Here is a 19,246-nt window from a genome sequence, read left to right as displayed (position 1 = left end):
AGAACGCAAAGTGCTGTTATGGACGGATAGGGGGAGTAAACAACAGACTTGATGGAGCTTTTTGCTATTTTAGCGATCGTTAAAAACAGTCATTAATGCATCTCATAGAAGAGAAAAGTGCTGTAATGTCTTTACGGCTATAGAACTTGGCCGATCGCCCGAATCCCCTCTTCGATCTGAGTTTCATTGAGCTGAGAGTAGCCAAAAATAAACTCCCCTGAGTTAGGAGCAGCCAAATAATAACCCCGGGCGCTAATCAAGCCGACATCTACACTTGCTGCCCGTTGAATGATGCGATCGTCAGGCAAATCGGTTTCTAATTTCGCCATTAAATGAATCCCCGCATTGTCTCCCAAAATCGAAACTCTGCTCCCAAAATTCTCGTTCAAGGCTTTTACTAATACTTGGCGGCGCTTATTGTAAAGATGTCGCCTTCGTCTAATATGTCGTTCAAAGTAAGCTTCGGTAAAAAAATCGGTGAGGGCATATTGCTCTAGCATGGAACAATGGCGATCGCACAGCCATTTTGCCCGACTCACCAGGGGTATCCAAGCCGTTGGCACGACTAGATAACCCAGGCGCAACGAAGGAAAGAGAATTTTAGAAAAAGTCCCCACATAAATGACGGTGTTGTGGCGATCGAGTCCTTGTAAGGCAGGAATGGGGCGATCGCCATAACGATATTCACCATCATAGTCATCTTCGAGGACGAGGGTTTCGGTTTGTTGCGCCCATTGCAGTAGAGCGAGTCGTCGAGAAAGCGAGAGAGTTGCCCCAGTGGGAAATTGATGGGACGGCGTGACATAGACAAATTTGAATCGATGGCGATCTCGATCCAGTCGCCTCTATATCCACGGAGCCGTAGCCAGTCGAATGCTCAAGAATTTAGAGCAGGGCATTGAGATTTGCGTGAGTGCCACTATATTGGATGGCATTGTCATTGCGCGATCGCTCTTTCACCATTCCATGAATTATCGCTCGGTGATGTTGTTTGGTCGTGCCACATTGGTTGATGATGAGCAGGAAAAGCGGCACGCTCTCAAAATCCTATCCGAACACATTGTCCCCGGGCAATGGGAACAAGCCCGCCAACCGACACCGGCTGAAATGAAAGCAACAACGGTATTGGCTTTCCCCATTGAAGAAGGCTCTGCCAAAGTCCGCAGTGGAGATCCCAAGGATGATACTGCCGACTATGAGCTACCGATCTGGGCAGGACAATTACCCCTGAAACTGTCCTCTGGCGTTCCCATTCCCGATTCTCAACTGCGATCGGATATTACCGTCCCTGAGAACCTGTTGAATTATCATCGAGGTGCATAACAGCATAACTTTGTTTGCTCTGTTCTGGTGCGCGATCGCTCCAACCATAAGTTGATTGCTCAAAACTATAGCGCTTCGCGTTAGGTAATGGGTATTGGAAGACACTGCAATGCTTGATTGTGCCAGTGAAGATTTAGATGATTATCAATGGCAACCAGCCAAAGATCAAGGCGTTTTCATTGTTGGCAAAAAACCAGATTAGGAGTGAGCAGAGTTTAATTTCAGAGAAATCCCGTAAAGATGATACATTGTAGCCAACATGCAACTACTTTAAGGAGGATTGACTGAAATTTCCATGCACGATCCATCAAACAAGCGATCTCATCTGTCCAACCCTCACCGAACACCCGGAGATACCAACATTACCCGCTTTCCTGGATTTGATTTTCATCCAGAGGTTTTTATCACCTCCGGGATATTAATCCTACTGTTTGTCCTGTTGACTGTTCTGTTCAAAGAACCGGCTGAAACGGCATTTGGACAAATTCAAACCTTTATTGCTGAAGGAATGGGCTGGTTTCTGATCTTAGCCGTCAGTATTTATCTGAGTGTGGCCATACTGCTGGCCCTGAGTCGCTTTGGCTCAGTCCGCATCGGTGGCCAGGATGCTCGTCCTGAGTTTCCCACCTTTGCCTGGCTTGCCATGCTGCTGTCCGCTGGCATGGGGATTGGGTTAATGTTTTGGAGTGTGGCTGAACCGATTTACCACTTCCAATCGCCACCGACGATTTTAGGAACGATTGAACCAGGAACCAACGATGCAGCGCAACAGGCCCTAAGTATTACCTTTTTCCATTGGGGATTTCATGCTTGGGGTATCTATGCTCTAGTTGGCCTGGCACTGGCCTTTTTTGCCTATAACCGTGGATTGCCCCTGACCGTCCGCTCTGTATTCTATCCTCTATTGGGAGATGGCATTTATGGTTGGATGGGCAATGTTGTTGATGTCTTGGCTGTCACGGCAACCCTGTTCGGCTTAGCCACCTCCCTGGGATTTGGAGTACAACAGGTGAATGCTGGGTTCAATTTCTTATTCGATCTTCCCATTAACGCTCCAGTTCAAGTTGTTCTGATTGCTATTATCACTGGATTTGCTACCGCATCAGTTGTGTCAGGTCTCGACGCTGGAGTCCGTCGGTTGAGTGAATTAAACATGATTTTGGCTGCCATCCTGATGGTCTTTGTGCTATTAGCTGGGCCAACCATTTTCCTGCTGGGTACATTTGTACAAACCACAGGATTTTATCTGGCATCCTTACCCACATTCAGCTTTTGGACTGAAACCTTCCAATCTACGAGTTGGCAAAATAGCTGGACCGTTTTCTATTGGGGATGGTGGATTTCTTGGTCTCCATTTGTGGGGATTTTTATTGCCCGTATTTCCAAAGGGCGTACAGTCCGGGAATTTATCTTAGGTGTGTTGCTGTTGCCGTCGCTGCTCACCTTCCTCTGGATGTCAGTTTTTGGGGGAACTGCACTAAACCTGGAATTGGGTGATAGTCCTGGCATTATTGCAGATGCTGTTAATGCTGAAGTAGCCACAGCCCTATTTGTGATGCTACAGCAACTGCCCTTAACAGGTCTTACCTCTTTTGTCGGCATTATTTTGGTGGTTGTGTTTTTCGTAACTTCCTCTGATTCCGGTTCCCTGGTTGTCGATAACTTAACATCGGGTGGAAAATTAGATTCTCCTGTGCCTCAGCGAGTATTCTGGGCGGCAATGGAGGGTGTGGTAGCAGCCGTGTTGCTTTTAGGAGGAGGTTTGACGGCCTTACAGACGGCTGCAATTACCACTGGGTTGCCCTTTGCGATTGTTCTGCTGGTAATGTGCTACAGCCTTTATCGAGGACTTGGGGAAGAATACGCTGTGATTAAGTTGAAATCAAGTTCAGCAGCAGCCCCTACAGGGCAGACTCAGATTGAAACCGTACAGAAACCGATTGAAAAGGGCCCCATTTACTAGCCAGTTTGATTCCTAGTTTCGATTTTGGAACTAGGGATCTCTAATCCATGGAGATCCAATCCAGTTTATGATGGGAAGATGCAACAGCTTACCTTGACTCGACCTGATGATTGGCATCTCCATCTGCGGGATGGTGAAGCGCTAAAAGCCGTTTTACCCTATACCGTGCGACAGTTTGCCCGTGCGATTATTATGCCTAATTTGAAGCCCCCAGTGCGATCGCTCGCCGATGCTGCCGCTTATCGCGATCGCATTCTCGCTGCCATTCCCCCAGGCAAAGAATTTGAGCCATTGATGACACTCTACCTCACGGATAATACCAGCCCAGAAGAGATGGTTAAAGCGAAGGACTCCGGGTTTGTGAAAGCGGTGAAATACTACCCCTCTGGGGCAACAACCAATTCAGAATTCGGGGTTACAGATATTCGGAAGTGCGATCGCGTCTTTGAGACCATGCAACAAGTAGACTTGCCCTTATTACTCCATGGAGAAGTCACCGATCCAGACGTGGATGTATTCGATCGCGAAAAAGTCTTTATCGAGCGATATTTAATTCCCCTCAGACAGCGATTTCCCCAACTGCGCGTCGTACTAGAACACATCACCACCTCAGATGCCGTGGAATATGTCCTCGAAGCGGACAATATCGGCGCAACCCTCACCCCCCAACATCTCTTATTTAACCGCAATCGCATCTTCAAAGGCGGTATTAATCCCCACTTTTATTGCCTACCCATTTTGAAACGGGAAACCCATCGTCAATCCCTTCTACAAGCCGCCACATCCGGCAATCCCAAATTTTTTCTCGGCACAGATAGCGCCCCCCATACCCGCACCAGTAAAGAAAGTGCCTGTGGCTGCGCTGGTTGCTTTTCCGCCCTCCACGCCCTGGAATTATACGCAGAAGCCTTTGAGAGCGTTAATGCCCTCGATAAACTAGAAGCCTTCGCCAGTTTCTACGGGCCAGATTTTTATCAACTTCCGCGCAATACCGAACAGATTACCTTAACCAAAACAACTTGGCGCATTCCCGATGAAGTCCCCTTTACCAAATCTGGGCTAGTACCTTTACGCGCAGGACAGGAGATGACCTGGAAAATGGTTTGACGGGATATATTGTTTCGTAATATAGGTTTTAGCGCCATATTGCTTCAGATATTGCTAATCCAATCAAGATAAGCTTGCTCGGTGTCAATGGTGAAATTACTTTTCGTTTGCAGTAAAAATCAGCTACGCAGTCCTACAGCCGAAGCAATATTCGCTGAGTATGAAGGATTAGAGGTCGATTCAGCCGGCATAGATCGAGGAGCTGAAATCCCTCTGGGTACTGAAGAGATCGAGTGGGCCGATATTATTTTTGTTATGGAGGAGTCTCATCGCAGAAAACTCTCAAAAAAATTCCAGCCGTGGCTCAAGAATAAACGAGTAGTCTGCTTGGATATTGCTGATGAGTACGAATATATGGAGCCAGCTTTAGTAGAATTATTGAAGCGGAAAGTTCTACCTCTGTTGGGAACTTTTTGATGAGATAGTCTGGCGTTATGGGTGTGAGGATAAAGACGAATCCATTGCCATGATTCTGTCTAACGTTAGGTTGAGAGACAACAGTTTAAGTGAGTGGGTATTGTCGATCCTGATGGAAAAACGGCATTTGATTGGCGACCGCTGTATGTGTTTTGAAAAACCTAGTGTTAATCGAATTAACTATAATATACATATTGTAAGCCACACCGGGAAATAGAATAATGAATGACAATGTGACAACCACCAGCGGTAAATGTCCGGTGGTACACGGGGGTATGACCACAACTAGTGTGGCCCACGTAGAATGGTGGCCCAAGGCCCTCAACCTCGATATTTTGAGTCAGCACGATCGCAAGACCAATCCGATGGGGGCAGACTTTAACTATCGGGAAGAAGTGAAGAAACTTAACGTAGCTGCGCTCAAACAAGATCTACATGCCCTGATGACCGACAGCCAGGACTGGTGGCCAGCCGACTGGGGTCACTATGGTGGGTTGATGATCCGCATGACCTGGCACGCATCCGGGACCTATCGTATTGCTGATGGTCGCGGTGGTGTGGGTACGGGTAATCAGCGATTTGCACCCCTCAACTCCTGGCCGGATAACACCAACCTGGACAAGGCACGTCGTCTGCTTTGGCCGATCAAAAAGAAATATGGTAACCAGCTCAGTTGGGCGGATCTGATTGCTTACGCAGGTACCATCGCCTATGAATCCATGGGGCTAAAAACCTTTGGCTTTGCCTTTGGACGGGAAGATATCTGGCATCCCGAAAAAGATATCTACTGGGGTGCAGAAAAGGAATGGCTCGCCCCCAGCAACAATCCCCAAAGTCGCTATTCTGGCGATCGCGATCTCGCAAATCCGTTGGCTGCCGTGATGATGGGGCTGATCTATGTCAACCCTGAAGGCGTAGACGGCAATCCCGATCCCCTCAAAACCGCCCATGATGTGCGCGTGACCTTTGGTCGCATGGCCATGAACGATGAGGAAACCGTCGCCCTTACCGCTGGGGGGCACACAGTAGGTAAATGCCACGGTAACGGTGATGCTGCGTTGGTTGGTGCAGAACCCGAAGCCGCCGATATCGAAGAACAGGGCTTGGGTTGGGTCAACAAGACCAATGGCGGTATAGGTCGCCATGCCGTAACCAGTGGTATTGAAGGAGCCTGGACGACCTATCCTACCCAGTGGGATAACGGCTATTTCCAGATGCTCCTCAATTATGATTGGGAACTGAAGAAAAGTCCGGCAGGTGCGTGGCAGTGGGAACCCATCAACACCAAGGAAGAAGACAAACCTGTTGATGTTGAAGACCCCACAATTCGCCGCAACCTAGTCATGACGGATGCCGATATGGCGATGAAGATCGATCCTGAATATCGGCAGATTTCCGAACGCTTTTATCGCGACCCCGAATACTTCTCTGAAGTCTTTGCACGGGCATGGTTCAAACTGACCCACCGTGACATGGGGCCAAAAACTCGTTACATCGGCCCTGATGTGCCGCAAGAGGACTTAATCTGGCAAGATCCGATTCCTGCCGGAAACACAAACTATGATGTTCAGACAGTCAAAGACAGAATTGCCGCTAGTGGTCTGAGCATTAGCGAAATGGTCTCTACTGCCTGGGATAGCGCCCGAACCTTCCGGGGATCGGACAAGCGCGGGGGGGCTAACGGGGCACGGATTCGTCTGGCCCCGCAGAAGGATTGGGAAGGCAACGAACCGGTGCGTTTGGCCAAAGTGCTGGCTGTCCTGGAAGGTATCGCAGCCGATACGGGTGCCAGTGTTGCCGATGTCATTGTCCTCGCTGGTAACGTCGGTATCGAACAGGCGGCCAAGGCGGCTGGTTTTGAGGTTACGGTTCCCTTTTCTCCAGGTCGTGGCGACGCAACGGACGAGATGACTGATGTCGAATCGTTTGCTGTGCTAGAACCTATCCATGACGGCTACCGTAACTGGCTCAAGGAGGACTACGCTGTTAGCGCCGAAGAGTTGATGCTCGATCGCACCCAACTGTTGGGTTTAACTGCTCCTGAGATGGTGGTGCTGGTTGGCGGTCTGCGCGTGCTGGGAACCAACTATGGCGACACTAAGCATGGTGTGTTCACGGAGCGAGAAGGGGTATTAACCAATGATTTCTTTGCAAACCTAACGGATATGAACTATCTGTGGAAACCTGTTGGTAAGAACCGGTATGAAATCCGCGATCGCAAGACCGATCGGGTTAAGTGGACGGCGACACGAGTGGATCTGGTCTTCGGCTCCAACTCAATCCTTCGTTCCTATGCCGAAGTTTATGCCCAGGATGACAACAAAGCCAAGTTCGTGCAAGACTTCGTGGCAGCTTGGACAAAGGTCATGAATGCTGACCGCTTTGAATTAGCCTAACTTTGGGGATGCCTTCCCGCGCTGTTGAGGGAAATATCGTCAGTTTTGGATAAGCTGAAACCCTTATTCTGTTTTGGGCTGCACTTCCCCTTCTTTCATCAAATCAGCCACAAAATGCCCTTAACCAAAACTGACGTTATCTAACGATCGCAACTTGATATGCCTTGTTAATTATTCATTTGCAAGGATTTAATCCGATCGCGCAATTGAGCCGCTTTTTCAAACTCTAAGTTCTGGGCAGCAGTTTTCATCTCGGTTTCCAATTGGTGAATGAGTTCTGGAATCTCTTCTAAGGGGACTGCATCTTGAGCAACTTGACCGGGGTCTACCCCCTGGGCATTGAGGCGACGAGAGATGTCTAGAAACGCCAGGATGCTGTTGTCTGCAGATTTTTTGATCGGTTTGGGGGTAATGCCATGGAGTCGATTGTGGGCCATTTGAATGCCACGACGACGTTCGGTTTCGGCGATCGCCTTTTCCATACTGTCTGTCAGGCGATCGGCGTATAAAATTGCTTGTCCATTTACGTGACGCGCCGCCCGACCGATGGTTTGAATCAGGGAACGATAGGCCCGTAGAAAGCCTTCTTTATCGGCATCCAAAATAGCGACTAGGGACACTTCCGGTAAATCCAAACCTTCTCGCAATAAATTCACCCCAATTAAAACATCAAATTTCCCTTCCCGTAAGTCTTGTAAAATTTCAATCCGCTCAATGGCTTGAATCTCGGAATGCAGATAGCGCACCTCAATAGAGCGCTCTTGTAAATAGGTGGTTAAATCCTCCGCCATCCGTTTGGTTAACGTCGTTACTAACACCCGTTCTTTGCGCTTAACTCGTGCTTTAATTTCACCAAGCAAATCATCAATTTGTCCTTCTATGGGACGAACTAAAACTTCTGGATCAATTACTCCTGTAGGGCGAATAATCTGCTCAATAATTCGGTCTTCCGATAGGTCTAATTCCCAATCTCCGGGAGTGGCGGAAACAAAGACACATTGATTGACTTTTTGCCAGAACTCTTCCGCTTTCAGGGGGCGATTATCGGCGGCACTAGGGAGGCGAAAACCATGATCGATTAACACACTTTTCCGTGCGCGATCGCCGTTATACATGGCTCTGATTTGGGGCACGGTGACATGGGATTCGTCAATCACCAAGAGCCAATCTTCTGGGAAATAATCGACTAAACACTCTGGGGGTTCTCCTGGTTGCCGATTGGCTAAATAGCGGGAATAGTTTTCCACTCCATTACAATAGCCGACTTCTTGTAATAACTCTACATCATAACGGGTGCGCTGGTCTAAGCGTTGGGCTTCCACTAATTTCCCGGTGGTTTCTAAATGTTGAATGCGCTCTTTTAATTCTGCCCTAATTTGTTCGCAAGCGATGTCAACTTTCTCCTTGGGAGTGACAAAGTGACGAGCGGGATAAATACTCAGACTATTGCAGGATTCCAAGGCATTTCCGGTGGTCGGATCGATATAGTAGATGCGATCGATTTCATCGCCGAAAAACTCAACTCGAATAATCCAGTCTTCATAGGCTGGGGCAATCTCTAAAATATCCCCTTTTACCCGAAAATTTCCGCGACTTAGTTGGGTATCATTGCGGGTATATTGAATCGTGGCGAGTTCTCGCAATAGTTGCCGTTGATCGATTTCTTGTCCGATTTCTAGGCGAATGGCTGCTCTGAGGTATTCAGTTGGCATTCCCAAACCATAAATACAGCTAATAGAAGCGACAACAATTACATATCGATGCTCGAATAAAGAGCGGGTTGCTGAATGACGGAGCATATCAATTTCTTCATTGATAGCGGCGCTTTTTTCAATGTAGGTATCGCTTAAGGGAAGATAGGCTTCTGGTTGATAATAATCGTAATAACTGATAAAATATTCCACAGGATTGTGGGGAAAAAACTGACGCAATTCATGGCAAAGTTGGGCCGCTAGGGTTTTGTTATGGGCTAAAACCAACGTCGGTTTGCCGACTTTAGCGATCGCCTGGGCAATGGTATAGGTTTTTCCCGTTCCCGTAGCTCCCAAAAGGGTTTGATAGCGATGTCGGCCGTTTAGGGTTTGGGTTAATTGGGCGATCGCCTGGGGTTGATCTCCCGTTGGCTCAAAAGGTGCATCTAGCTTAAATCCGTCCATTTAATGATACCGATTAAGAAACCAAAACAACCAGCTTAATCTATGATTACATTTATTTACAGATTTTTGTGTTTTTGCACAGTCTTTCGTAAACTAGAAAGAGTTTAAACTTTTTTTAAAGTTTCTTACGTCTATCATTTGCCCCTATATAGACAAACCTCTGTGAGCGGTAAAAAGGCAATGGGTTATGAGCGATAAAACCAATAACGGTACAACGATCAGCAGCAGTGCAACTCCAGACCAATCCTCCGAACCGGCTTCATCCAGTGCCGCTGAGACTCCCAAACCTGTGACATCTCAAGATAAGGAAAAAACTCCGATGACTCAACCCCTGAAACTTGGCTCTAAGCCAGAAGCAACAGCTACCATTAGCGAGCAAGCGACTCGTTTGTCACCCTTACCCGGAAACCGTCCGGTGGGGACAACGGATCTGAAAATTAGTAATGCTCTCCAAGTGGGGCCCCTTCCGGGGAATCGACCCATTGAAGCGAGTCATCTGCAAGTGAACAGTACCCTATCTTCTGCTGGTACTCGTCCCATCATCTCCACTGGACTGAAGATTAAGGAAACCTTCGCCACGTCTGGGAATCGTCCCGTATCTACCACCGATTTAAAAATCAGCCAAACCATTACGGTAATGGGAAATCGCCCGGTTGCGGATAACAATATTGATGGGCCCGATTTAATGGGATATCTTGACTAAACATTTCCGCATAACCAGCCATCTGTTAGTCTACAAGCACAAACCTGAGTCAGTTGTACTGCCCAGGTTTTTTTGTGTATAGCGCTTTGCGCTGATAATGGTTAATGAGAACGGCTTAAGCAAAATGAATCAGATATTCTCCATAGTTGGGAACCCAGCTCATCCATTCACCTGGCGAAACTTCACGTAAAGCCTCCGATACGTTTTTCCTCCCCGTCGCTGTCTTCGCGGGGAGGAAAAACGAACGGCGAGTTTAGTCGCCTGCATTCACCTAGGTGAATTAATAATATAGCCATGAAACAAACGTTGACGATAGTTTGCCAGCTTAACCCCACGCCAGAACAAGCTCAAAAGCTTGATAAAACTCTGGTGGCGTTTGCTGAGGCTTGCAACTACGTCAATGAAACTGTAAACCCCCAAATCAAGAATAAGAACCGGATTCAGGCAGAGACCTATAAAGAAATCCGCAGTCAATTTGGCTTGTCGGCGAATTTGGCTGTAAGGGTTTGTGCAAGGGTGGCTGCCAACCGTAAGGTAGGCAAGCCAGTGAAGAGTTTCAAGTCCACATCAGCGGACTATGACGCTCGTATCTTTAGCTATCGAGAAAAAGACCAATCTGCCAGCCTGACAACAGTCGATGGCAGATTGGTTATGCCAATGGTTCTCGGTAACTACCAGATCGGTAAACTGAAGGGACATACCCCTACGTCAGCCACGCTTTGCAAACACCGGGATGGACTGTTCTACCTGCACGTCCAGGTCAAGGACGAAACCCCTGAGCCGATCAATGATTCGGGGGTTAAAGGCGTTGACCTGGGGCGTACAGACTTAGCGATTAGCTCAGAGGGGGAGAGGTTTTCAGGGAATGAGGTAAAAGCGAAGCGAGATAGGTTTGCTCTTCGTCGAGCTTCTATCCAATGGAAAGGCACAAAGAGCAGTAAGCGACTGCTGAAACGGCTATCTGGCAGAGAGAAGCGTTATCAGACATGGGTAAACCACAACATTAGTAAACGGATTGTTGAGTGTGCATACTCAGCGAATCAAGCGATTGCGCTGGAAGACTTGACCGGGATTCGGGAGCGTACCAACCAGCAGCTAAGAAGCAAAACTGAGCGTAGGCGTTCCAATAGTTGGGCATTCTATCAACTCAGGATGTTTATCGACTACAAAGCAGCGGCTAAAGGTGTCCCCGTTGTTCTGGTGAATCCTGCGTACACCAGCCAGACTTGTCATCGATGCCTGCACATCCACCCCGAAAAAGGAAAGTCTTACCGTTCTGGCAAGACTTTCAAGTGTGGGTATTGCGGATGGAAAGGTGACGCTGACTTGAATGGAGCCAACAATATCAAACGTCTTGGAGGCGTTGTAACCCGCCTCGAAAGCGCCAGCCTGCTGTCTTGCTCTCTGCTAGACAGAGTAACAGGTTAGGGCTAGAAAGCCCCGTCGCTTTAGCCCGGGGATTGGTTACATAATAATAGGGCTTCATCTGCGGCCCAATGGCTGGGGCGTTCCGTTAGCATAATCCAGGAATCGGACTGGAGGGGACTCGAAAAGGAAGTAAAACCGGATTGAGTGGCGATCGCCTTTGGCGATTGAGTTAAGATGGACATCCTTCAAACTCCTGACCTCAGGGTAGAGGCACTTGCATCTTTTCCAACCATAAATCAATTTTCAAAACTGTATCTCAAAATACAAAAAAGTCATTAAATCGTACATCCTACCCCATTCAGCTCTTCATAAATCTCAAAACTTACTCATTTGTTTTTGAGCAGGTCGTGCGATCGCACGACCTGACCCGAGTAGTGGCTGAGTCAGTCGTACTGTCCAGGTTTTTTCTCTGGGAATAGGGAATTATAAGCGTCTCGATCTTCATCAAAACTTCATATGGCTCTATGTAATGATCGATGAATATGAAGAGTCTGTAAACTCTGATTTTCCCAGAGTTTTCCCGGTAGAAGTTCTCAAAAGACCGGTCTACCATAGAATGATGAGGAAAGCGATCGCTTCCTTTGACTTTAGTCCAACTCCCAAGGCAATTCCTGAAGCCAGTGTTGTGGCTCCTTTAGATCTCCTAGCGACGGGGAGGTTCACGATCAACAGAAGAGGCAGTCAGACTCTAATCCGATCTCAATACAGAAATACGGATGTTTAATTTCGGTTATCCGCAGAAACGCAGGAATAGGTACGGAGTCCAAAAGAGTAGATCTTTTCCTAAACTGAAAATCCCTGGGATAAATTCCGTAAAAATCAGCAATTCTTTGCCCATAGTCCCCAGAAAACAAGAATTTCAGCTTTTCAAGGTATCCGTAAACTACGGAAAATTAACCTCAAAATCATAAAAAAACGCTCTAACATGAAGAGTCAGTAAAATGTGTTTTTTTCTGTGGACACTCCTCTATTGCTTGCCTATCATAGGAATATCAGGAGGCAAAGACAGCAAAATGAGCTGCTGATGCCAACTGTTAAGTTCTAGGAGTTATATAATAATGAAATCTGCTATCTCTACCTTAATTGGTTCTACACTAATAGCTACTACGTTCGTTGGCTTCTCTGTTGTTGATGCTCAAGCCCTCGACTGCGGGCTTTCCGATATCACCCTTGAGGGTATCAACTACACTGCTTGTGGAGGGCAGTTTGGAGGTAATGATACAGGAAATAAAGGAACTCTAGAAGGCTACCTCAACGATGGAACAGTATTTGGTTCCTACGGTTTTAGCAGCGACTGGTCGCTAAATGGCAAATCAGATGGTGATGGTGGAAGCTTCGGATTTCAAGCAGATAATGGTTCTACTGATGCCACATGGTCTTTAACGAAGAATCTAGACCAACTGTTTGGAAACGATTTAACGGCAACATTCGCCGTAAGCTTCAAATCGTCTACAGGCTACAGTGTTTACCTGTTTGAAAATTTCCAAATCAGTCAAGCACAACTCGATTCGGGTAGGCTTGACGGGACATTCACCACTGATGGTGTTTCAGTTAATAAGAAAGGTAAAGCTCAAGGTTTATCTCATGGTAGTTTCTGGGCTTACGATGGTGGAGAAGAGCCATATAATCCTCCCAATGAAGTTCCTGAACCTAGTGCTGCTGCTGCTTTAGGTCTGCTGGCTGCTGGCATGTTCGGTATGAAGAGAAGATCCAGTAAATAACATTCTGGGATAGTTGAGTTCTTAATAGATTTCTCCTGATTAACAATAGATGCGTTGAGTGCTTTCAGTAAAATTTGTAGATCGGATGAGGGGGTGAACCTCACCCCCTATTTTTTAGCCCTTGGGAATGGGGAATAGGGGAAAACCGGTTGTTTTTCTACTGCCGACTGCCGATTAAAAGAGGTTGGCTTCTGTGGTTGCAGGAATGGTTTTCCGCCAGGCTTGAATGCCTCCTTCTAGACTGACGGTTTCAATACCGGCTTGTTCTAGGAGCTGTTGGGCGATACCGGAGCGAACTCCAGAGAAGCAATAGAGGATAACCAGGCGATCGCCGGCTAATTGACGAATTTTTTCAATCGCTTCTCCTGATTCAATTTCTGCTAGGGGAATTAAAGGACTCTCTCCAATGCGATCTTGGGCGTATTCTTGAGGGGTGCGCACATCAATAAATAGGGCTTGTTCGGCTAAAGTTCCGGGCTGGTCAGCCGCGAGTTGTCTGACTTGAGTCACACTAATTTCGGCGATCGCCTCTTGGCTATTACCCGGAAGAGCGCAACCGGCGATCGTCGCACTTAAATATAAACTTGATAGAACTAAAATCCAGCGTTTCGTTTGCATAAGAGATATAGTGCTTCGCGCTAGGGAATAGGGTTGTGGTATATGATTGTTTCGATATTCTATAACGTCCTTTAAAAAAAATAGTGCAGACTGCAATCAAGTAGCCTGCACATCAGTTTGGAACACGACTTAGCATCAAAGGAGCAGAGATCCTCAAAGCCTTACTATCTCTGAGGAGTTGAGCGCTATATAAAAACTCAACTCACCCTAGGTTCAAGCAACTCATAAAGATTCGTCTCAAGGATAGGCAAACCCGAAGGTCAGACCAAACAGGACAATGATGACTCTGATGCTTCTACTATGACTGACGTTAGGGAGATGAGGGGGTTTTGTGTAAGCAAGATTCACAGAAGCGATAATTTTCACCCATTGCTCTGTGATGTGGTGTTTGCATACACAATTGTCCTCAGTGGCAGTTCTGACGATATTAATAAACAATAGAAGAAGATTCGGGTTCTCTTAGAGCCATCGTCTCATCCCCGATGTGTTGTTTCTTTGTGTAATCTGATGAACCAGATTCAGTTTATCCAATCCTTTGCTAATCTTACCCCTAGGCGACAAGAAGTGCTGCTGAAAGTGTTAGCCGGTGAAGAAGATACGGCGATCGCCGAACAGCTTTATATTCAACCGGTGACGGTACGCAAACATATCCAACATATCTGTGATGCGTTTTTGGGAGATGTCGATCCGCAAGAAGCGGGATATTCCCGTCGTGGGGAATTAGTTGCCCTGATCGCCAAATATCGTCCAGAGTTAATTGGGGAAGCGCTGAAAACCAACCGGGAACTCCAACCCCAAAAACATCATATCCTGCTCAGTTACTATCAAAGTCCCACCGATCCGCCTTTAAGCCTGATTTCCCAGCTCTACGAAACCCTGAGAAACTCTGGTTATACGGTGACTTTAGCCGATAATTGCCTGCGGATGGCCAAAAATGGCTTGCAACAAATTTACCGAGAACTGAATACCTGTGAAGAGGTATTACTGTTGCTTTCGCCTCTTTCTGCGGTGAGTGAAATGATTACCGAAGAGGTGCGAATTGTCAAGTCTTTACAAGAATCTCGTCAGCAGGGACTCCCCCATATTATTCCGTTAGAAATCAAGAATTCATTTAGCTTGCTTAACCACGACTTGCGGGGATATTTACAGGACTTACCGAGGTTAAGATGGCGATCGCCAGATGATACCCCCAAGTTAATTAAAACCCTATTGCAACTTTTGGCTGAGGGCGATCGCCAGCAGATGAACGAACTCTCTCCCCCAGAGCAACCCACCAATCAATCCTACGCTATCTTACCCAAATCTCCCCCCCAACCCATTGCCGAACCCGAAATACCCAGAGGACAAGTAGAGCTGGCTTCAGCATTTTATATCGAACGGCCCAGAATTGAAACACGATGTTATGAGGCGATCGAAAAACCCGGAGCCTTAATTCGCATCAAAGCACCTCGACAAATGGGAAAAACCTCCCTTATGGCTCGAATTCTACACCATGCCTGCACCGTTGACTATGCCACCGTTCCCCTCAGTTTTCAACTTGCCGACAGCAAAGTCTTCACCGATCTTGAACTCTTTCTCAAATGGTTTTGTGCCAATATTAGCCTGCAAATCAACCTCCCCGTTAACTTTGAAGAGCATTGGAACAGCATTTTTGGAGCCAAAGTTGCCTGCAAATCCTACTTTGAGAACTATATTCTTCCCTACTGCGAATCTCCCTTAGTTTTAGGATTAGATGAAGTCGATGTTGTTTTCTCTTTTCCCGACATTGCCTCAGACTTTTTTAGTCTCCTGCGAGCCTGGCATGAAGAAGGGAAAAACCGAGAGATTTGGAAACAACTACGCTTAGTCGTTGTCCATTCCACAGAAGTCTATGTTCCCATGAGTATTAACCAATCCCCCTTTAATGTCGGCTTACCCATTGAACTCCCCGAATTTCCCCCTGAGAAAATTCTCGAACTCGCTCATCGTCATGGCTTAGATTGGACAATCTCAGAAGTAAACCAGCTCATGTCTATGGTAGGAGGACATCCCTATTTAGTCCGATTAGCACTCTACCATATTGCTCGCCACGAAATAACCTTAAAAACGGTCTTAGAAACAGCGGCTACTGATGCGGGTTTATATAGCGATCATTTAAGGCGACACTTATGGAATTTACATCACCATTCTGTTTTAAAAGAAGCCCTCAAAAAAGTGGTAATCAGTCCCCAAGAAATGCAACTCGAATCCATCCAAGCATTTAAGTTACACAGCATGGGTTTAATCCATTTACAAGGTCATAATGTCATTCCTAGATGTAATTTATATCGTCAATATTTTCGAGTTCAACTCTCTTGATTTTTTTTCAGTGTGGTGCGTTTATCTAGGGGAGTCATGAATAACACATTTACAAAAATGTATGAATATCAATTTGGTGGTAGCTTACCCCTGAATTCTCCAACTTATGTGGTTCGTCAAGCCGATGCTGATTTATTTCGCGGGGTTCTAGCGGGAGAATTTTGCTATGTTCTCAACTCCCGGCAAATGGGAAAATCCTCTTTACGAGTCCGCACCATTGAGCTACTCAGAAATCGGGGAATTGTTTGTGGGGTAGTCGATTTAACTGCTATTTTTAGCTGCAATATCACCACAGAAGAATGGTATGCTGCCTTTGCCTATTCGGTATTAAGTAGCTTTAATTTAGTTGATAAAGTAAATTTACCCAGATGGTGGCGCGATCGCCTCTCTTTTCCTCCCGTCGAGCGGCTGCGTCTATTGTTAACTGAAGTCATTTTATTTCATATCCCCCATAATATTGTCATTTTTGTCGATGAAATTGATAGTGTTTTGGGCTTAAAATTCCCAATTAATGAATTCTTTGGATTAATTCAATCTTGCTATCAAAATCGAAAAAAAAATCTAGAATATCACCGCCTCACTTGGGTTTTGCTGGGTGTTGCCAGTCCATCAGAACTCACTTCTCAACCTGAAATTAGTCCTTTTGATATGGGTCTAGAAATTCAGCTCACTGGATTTCAATTTCAAGATTGTTTAGGGTTGGCAGAAGGGTTGGTTATGAAAGCAAGAGACCCGAAAACGGTTCTCAAATCCATTTTAAATTGGACAGGAGGGAAGCCATTTTTAACTCAAAAATTATGCCATTTAGTTGCTAATGGAGATAACTTTATTTCTCTCAATCAAGAACGCAAAACAGTCCATCAGTTGGTTTATAGAAAAATCCTCCATAATTGGGAAACTCAAGATGAACCAGAACACCTCAGATCTATTCGCGATCGCCTGCTTGAAAGTCCCAATCGAAAGTCTTTATTAGAGTTATATTGGCAAATTTTAAAGCAAGGTGAAATTCCATCAGAAGAGAGCCCACAGCAAACTGAACTACGGTTGAGTGGTTTAGCGATTAAATTACCATTTGGCCATCACTATGCTCGTCCTATCCTCAGAGTTTATAACCAAATTTATGCCGATACGTTTAACTTTAAATGGCTGGAGAGTTGTCTGGGGTATAGCCCGGATAAATCCGTTAAATCATTGACCAAGAAATGTTTATCAGATGAACAAACTCTTTACGATCATCTTCTGTATTGGGTGCAAGAAGAATCTCCGGCTGTGATGATTCAAAGAGTTCATAAATTGTTGATTGAAGTTATTGGATATCCAGATATTGAAATCAGTGCGGTTATTCGACGGCTAGTTATTCAAGTCCCCGAACAACATCAGTTTAACAAAATCTTGAATCGCTGTTTTTATATTTTAATCAATCATTGGCAAATGCGCGCTGCATCAAAAATTGCCATTGTTGGATTAATTGCCCTGTTCAATCAGCAAAAAGAAAACCAATATTCTTATTCTTCTCCTTTGCCTAAATATGTTGACCAACTCAAAAAGATGGTCGATCGGTTTTGCGAAAGTCATGAATACAAAATGATCGACAAGCTTTTTGTTGAGCCGATTATTCACGCAACAGTTAAAGAGTTTGAGGAAACTGAAGATTATCAATTTCTGCGTATTTTAATTAAAAATAAATCTGATTCTAAATCAAAATTATCGCCCATTTTAACTTCTCCACTCAAAACCCAAATTCATCGATACCCTTATCTCTATCGCTATTCTCTCGTGTCTTCTAGTAGCTCAAGGGAACACCAACAACTGTTGCAAGAAATTCAAGCAGAACGGCAATGGGAATTTGAACTTAGTCTATCCCAATATGCCAAATATTTAATTAAAAAAACATCAGGTGTAGCCAGTCAAAAGCCTTTTGCTAATCCTACTCTGCTTAGTGACCAGGATTTGTATTTAGCGATTAAACAGTTTACAGGAAAAGTGGAAGGAACTTCTAGTTATAAAGATTTAGCTAGAGCATTCCTAGAACACACAGAACAAGTTGAGTCATATCAAGAATTTAAAGATGATTTTTATCAGTATATCATTACCGCAATTGATGCTGATTTTCGGTCTCAGCAATTTAATTTCAAATTAAGACGACAACTCAAAAGTTTATTGCCCGAACAAGATAATGAAGGATTTAATTCACTGTTGCTCAATCAAACTTGCGAGAGACTATTGAGGTTTTTGATTGAGAGTCCCAACGATCCAAACCACTATATTTTTATTAATTTAATTGCGAGCTTAGGGGAACTCAAAACTAGCGCTTTGTTGCTGAAAATCGTTTTGATTTCTGGACAAAGTCAATCTAATTTAGGACGACAATTATTTCAGTGGTTCAATTATTATGAGTCTAAGCCTCTGGATCAAATTCAATGGTTTGTTAATTTCCTGGAAAATATCAATATCGCGTTAGTGATTAATAATGAAACCCTCGATGTCCCTTCTATTCAAAACTATCTCAAATAACTTGATTTAGGGTTTGCTGAAAGAATGAGCTGTGCAGGTTAGACAATAGACAATAGAGAGGGGAAATTAGCAAGATAGCTGTCTCTGTATCTATCCGATGGAGCGTTACGGGAACTTTTCCAAGTCAATGTCCGACTATAGCCTTTTGTGGGTGGTGACTCCAGGAGGATTGGATTGAAACCTGTTTCTGTTTGGGGAAGGGGTTCGCCTGTTCTCGACTTGATCGGTGGAGTTTTAAGTTAAATGTCAAGTTTTGTCAAAGAATGCAACATTTCAGCAAGTCTGCCGATGAGTTTGGCACAGTAGAGAAAGGAAGGGATATAACGGCTCAATCCTGACTCACCTGCCATCTAGGTGGACTGTCATTGTAAATCTCACCATCTTAACCGTTTAGATAACCATGAAGTTTAACTATTACACCTTTTGGCTCCCATTATGGGCTTATCTTCAGCAACCCTTGTTTAACCCAGAGTCTCCCACGATCTGGAGTCCCCAGCAATTTTGGTATCGCTATCAATTAATCCTTCTGGAGCGATGCTGGGAGAGGAGTCATCAGGAGGGAC

General features: G+C 45.5%; 14 protein-coding genes. 10 read left to right on the top strand and 4 right to left on the bottom strand.

Annotation, left to right across the window (positions count from 1 at the left end; genetic code table 11):
- Positions 1–137: 137 nt before the first annotated feature.
- Complete coding sequence (locus J7545_RS02145; protein ID WP_318702163.1) at positions 138–839, bottom strand: PLP-dependent aminotransferase family protein; 702 nt, start codon at positions 837–839, stop codon at positions 138–140.
- On the opposite strand from J7545_RS02145, the gene J7545_RS02140 reads away from it, so the two are divergent.
- From J7545_RS02140 to katG, 5 genes are all read left to right on the top strand, one after another.
- A complete protein-coding gene (locus J7545_RS02140) occupies positions 814–1,323 on the top strand; it encodes a pyridoxamine 5'-phosphate oxidase family protein (protein ID WP_318702141.1) in 510 nt (169 codons plus the stop codon). The genes J7545_RS02145 and J7545_RS02140 overlap by 26 nt on opposite strands.
- A gap of 295 nt (positions 1,324–1,618) precedes the next feature.
- Positions 1,619–3,286, top strand: coding sequence for a BCCT family transporter (locus tag J7545_RS02135; protein ID WP_318735836.1), 1,668 nt, complete (start codon positions 1,619–1,621; stop codon positions 3,284–3,286).
- Between the two features lie 78 nt (positions 3,287–3,364).
- Positions 3,365–4,393, top strand: a complete 1,029-nt coding sequence (gene pyrC, locus J7545_RS02130) for a dihydroorotase (protein ID WP_318719069.1) — start codon at positions 3,365–3,367, stop codon at positions 4,391–4,393.
- 87 nt (positions 4,394–4,480) lie between these two features.
- Positions 4,481–4,810 (top strand): low molecular weight protein tyrosine phosphatase family protein, encoded by a 330-nt coding sequence (locus J7545_RS02125; RefSeq protein ID WP_318702138.1) that lies wholly within the window; start codon positions 4,481–4,483, stop codon positions 4,808–4,810.
- Between the two features lie 233 nt (positions 4,811–5,043).
- A complete protein-coding gene (gene katG / locus J7545_RS02120) occupies positions 5,044–7,206 on the top strand; it encodes a catalase/peroxidase HPI (protein ID WP_413038628.1) in 2,163 nt (720 codons plus the stop codon).
- A gap of 167 nt (positions 7,207–7,373) precedes the next feature.
- On the opposite strand, the gene uvrB is transcribed toward katG, so the two are convergent.
- Positions 7,374–9,362, bottom strand: coding sequence for an excinuclease ABC subunit UvrB (uvrB, locus tag J7545_RS02115; protein WP_318702136.1), 1,989 nt, complete (start codon positions 9,360–9,362; stop codon positions 7,374–7,376).
- Between the two features lie 187 nt (positions 9,363–9,549).
- Between uvrB and J7545_RS02110 the strand changes: the two genes are divergently transcribed.
- Both J7545_RS02110 and J7545_RS02105 read left to right on the top strand, forming a co-directional pair.
- Positions 9,550–10,065 carry a hypothetical protein gene (locus J7545_RS02110; RefSeq protein WP_318702135.1) on the top strand — a complete coding sequence of 172 codons (516 nt, stop codon included), beginning with the start codon at positions 9,550–9,552 and terminating at the stop codon, positions 10,063–10,065.
- Positions 10,066–10,359: 294 nt separating this feature from the next.
- Positions 10,360–11,493, top strand: a complete 1,134-nt coding sequence (locus J7545_RS02105; RefSeq protein WP_318702133.1) for a transposase — start codon at positions 10,360–10,362, stop codon at positions 11,491–11,493.
- Between the two features lie 20 nt (positions 11,494–11,513).
- Here the strand turns inward: J7545_RS02105 and J7545_RS02100 are convergent, their stop codons facing one another.
- Entirely contained in the window at positions 11,514–11,675 is a 162-nt protein-coding gene (locus J7545_RS02100; protein WP_318702132.1) for a hypothetical protein, read from the bottom strand.
- 876 nt (positions 11,676–12,551) lie between these two features.
- Between J7545_RS02100 and J7545_RS02095 the strand changes: the two genes are divergently transcribed.
- Positions 12,552–13,214 (top strand): PEP-CTERM sorting domain-containing protein, encoded by a 663-nt coding sequence (locus tag J7545_RS02095; RefSeq protein WP_318702130.1) that lies wholly within the window; start codon positions 12,552–12,554, stop codon positions 13,212–13,214.
- 174 nt (positions 13,215–13,388) lie between these two features.
- Here J7545_RS02095 and J7545_RS02090 read toward each other — a convergent pair whose 3' ends face one another.
- Positions 13,389–13,832, bottom strand: coding sequence for a rhodanese-like domain-containing protein (locus J7545_RS02090; protein WP_318702129.1), 444 nt, complete (start codon positions 13,830–13,832; stop codon positions 13,389–13,391).
- Between the two features lie 507 nt (positions 13,833–14,339).
- On the opposite strand from J7545_RS02090, the gene J7545_RS02085 reads away from it, so the two are divergent.
- Positions 14,340–16,169 carry an AAA-like domain-containing protein gene (locus J7545_RS02085; protein ID WP_318702128.1) on the top strand — a complete coding sequence of 610 codons (1,830 nt, stop codon included), beginning with the start codon at positions 14,340–14,342 and terminating at the stop codon, positions 16,167–16,169.
- Between the two features lie 36 nt (positions 16,170–16,205).
- Entirely contained in the window at positions 16,206–18,683 is a 2,478-nt protein-coding gene (locus J7545_RS02080; RefSeq protein ID WP_318719068.1) for an AAA-like domain-containing protein, read from the top strand.
- The last annotated feature ends 563 nt before the right edge of the window (positions 18,684–19,246 follow it).

This window comes from Roseofilum sp. SBFL (assembly GCF_017746885.1).
GTDB lineage: Bacteria > Cyanobacteriota > Cyanobacteriia > Cyanobacteriales > Desertifilaceae > Roseofilum.
Note: the sequence above shows the minus strand (reverse complement) of the source record. Positions and strands in the feature narration are given on the sequence as shown.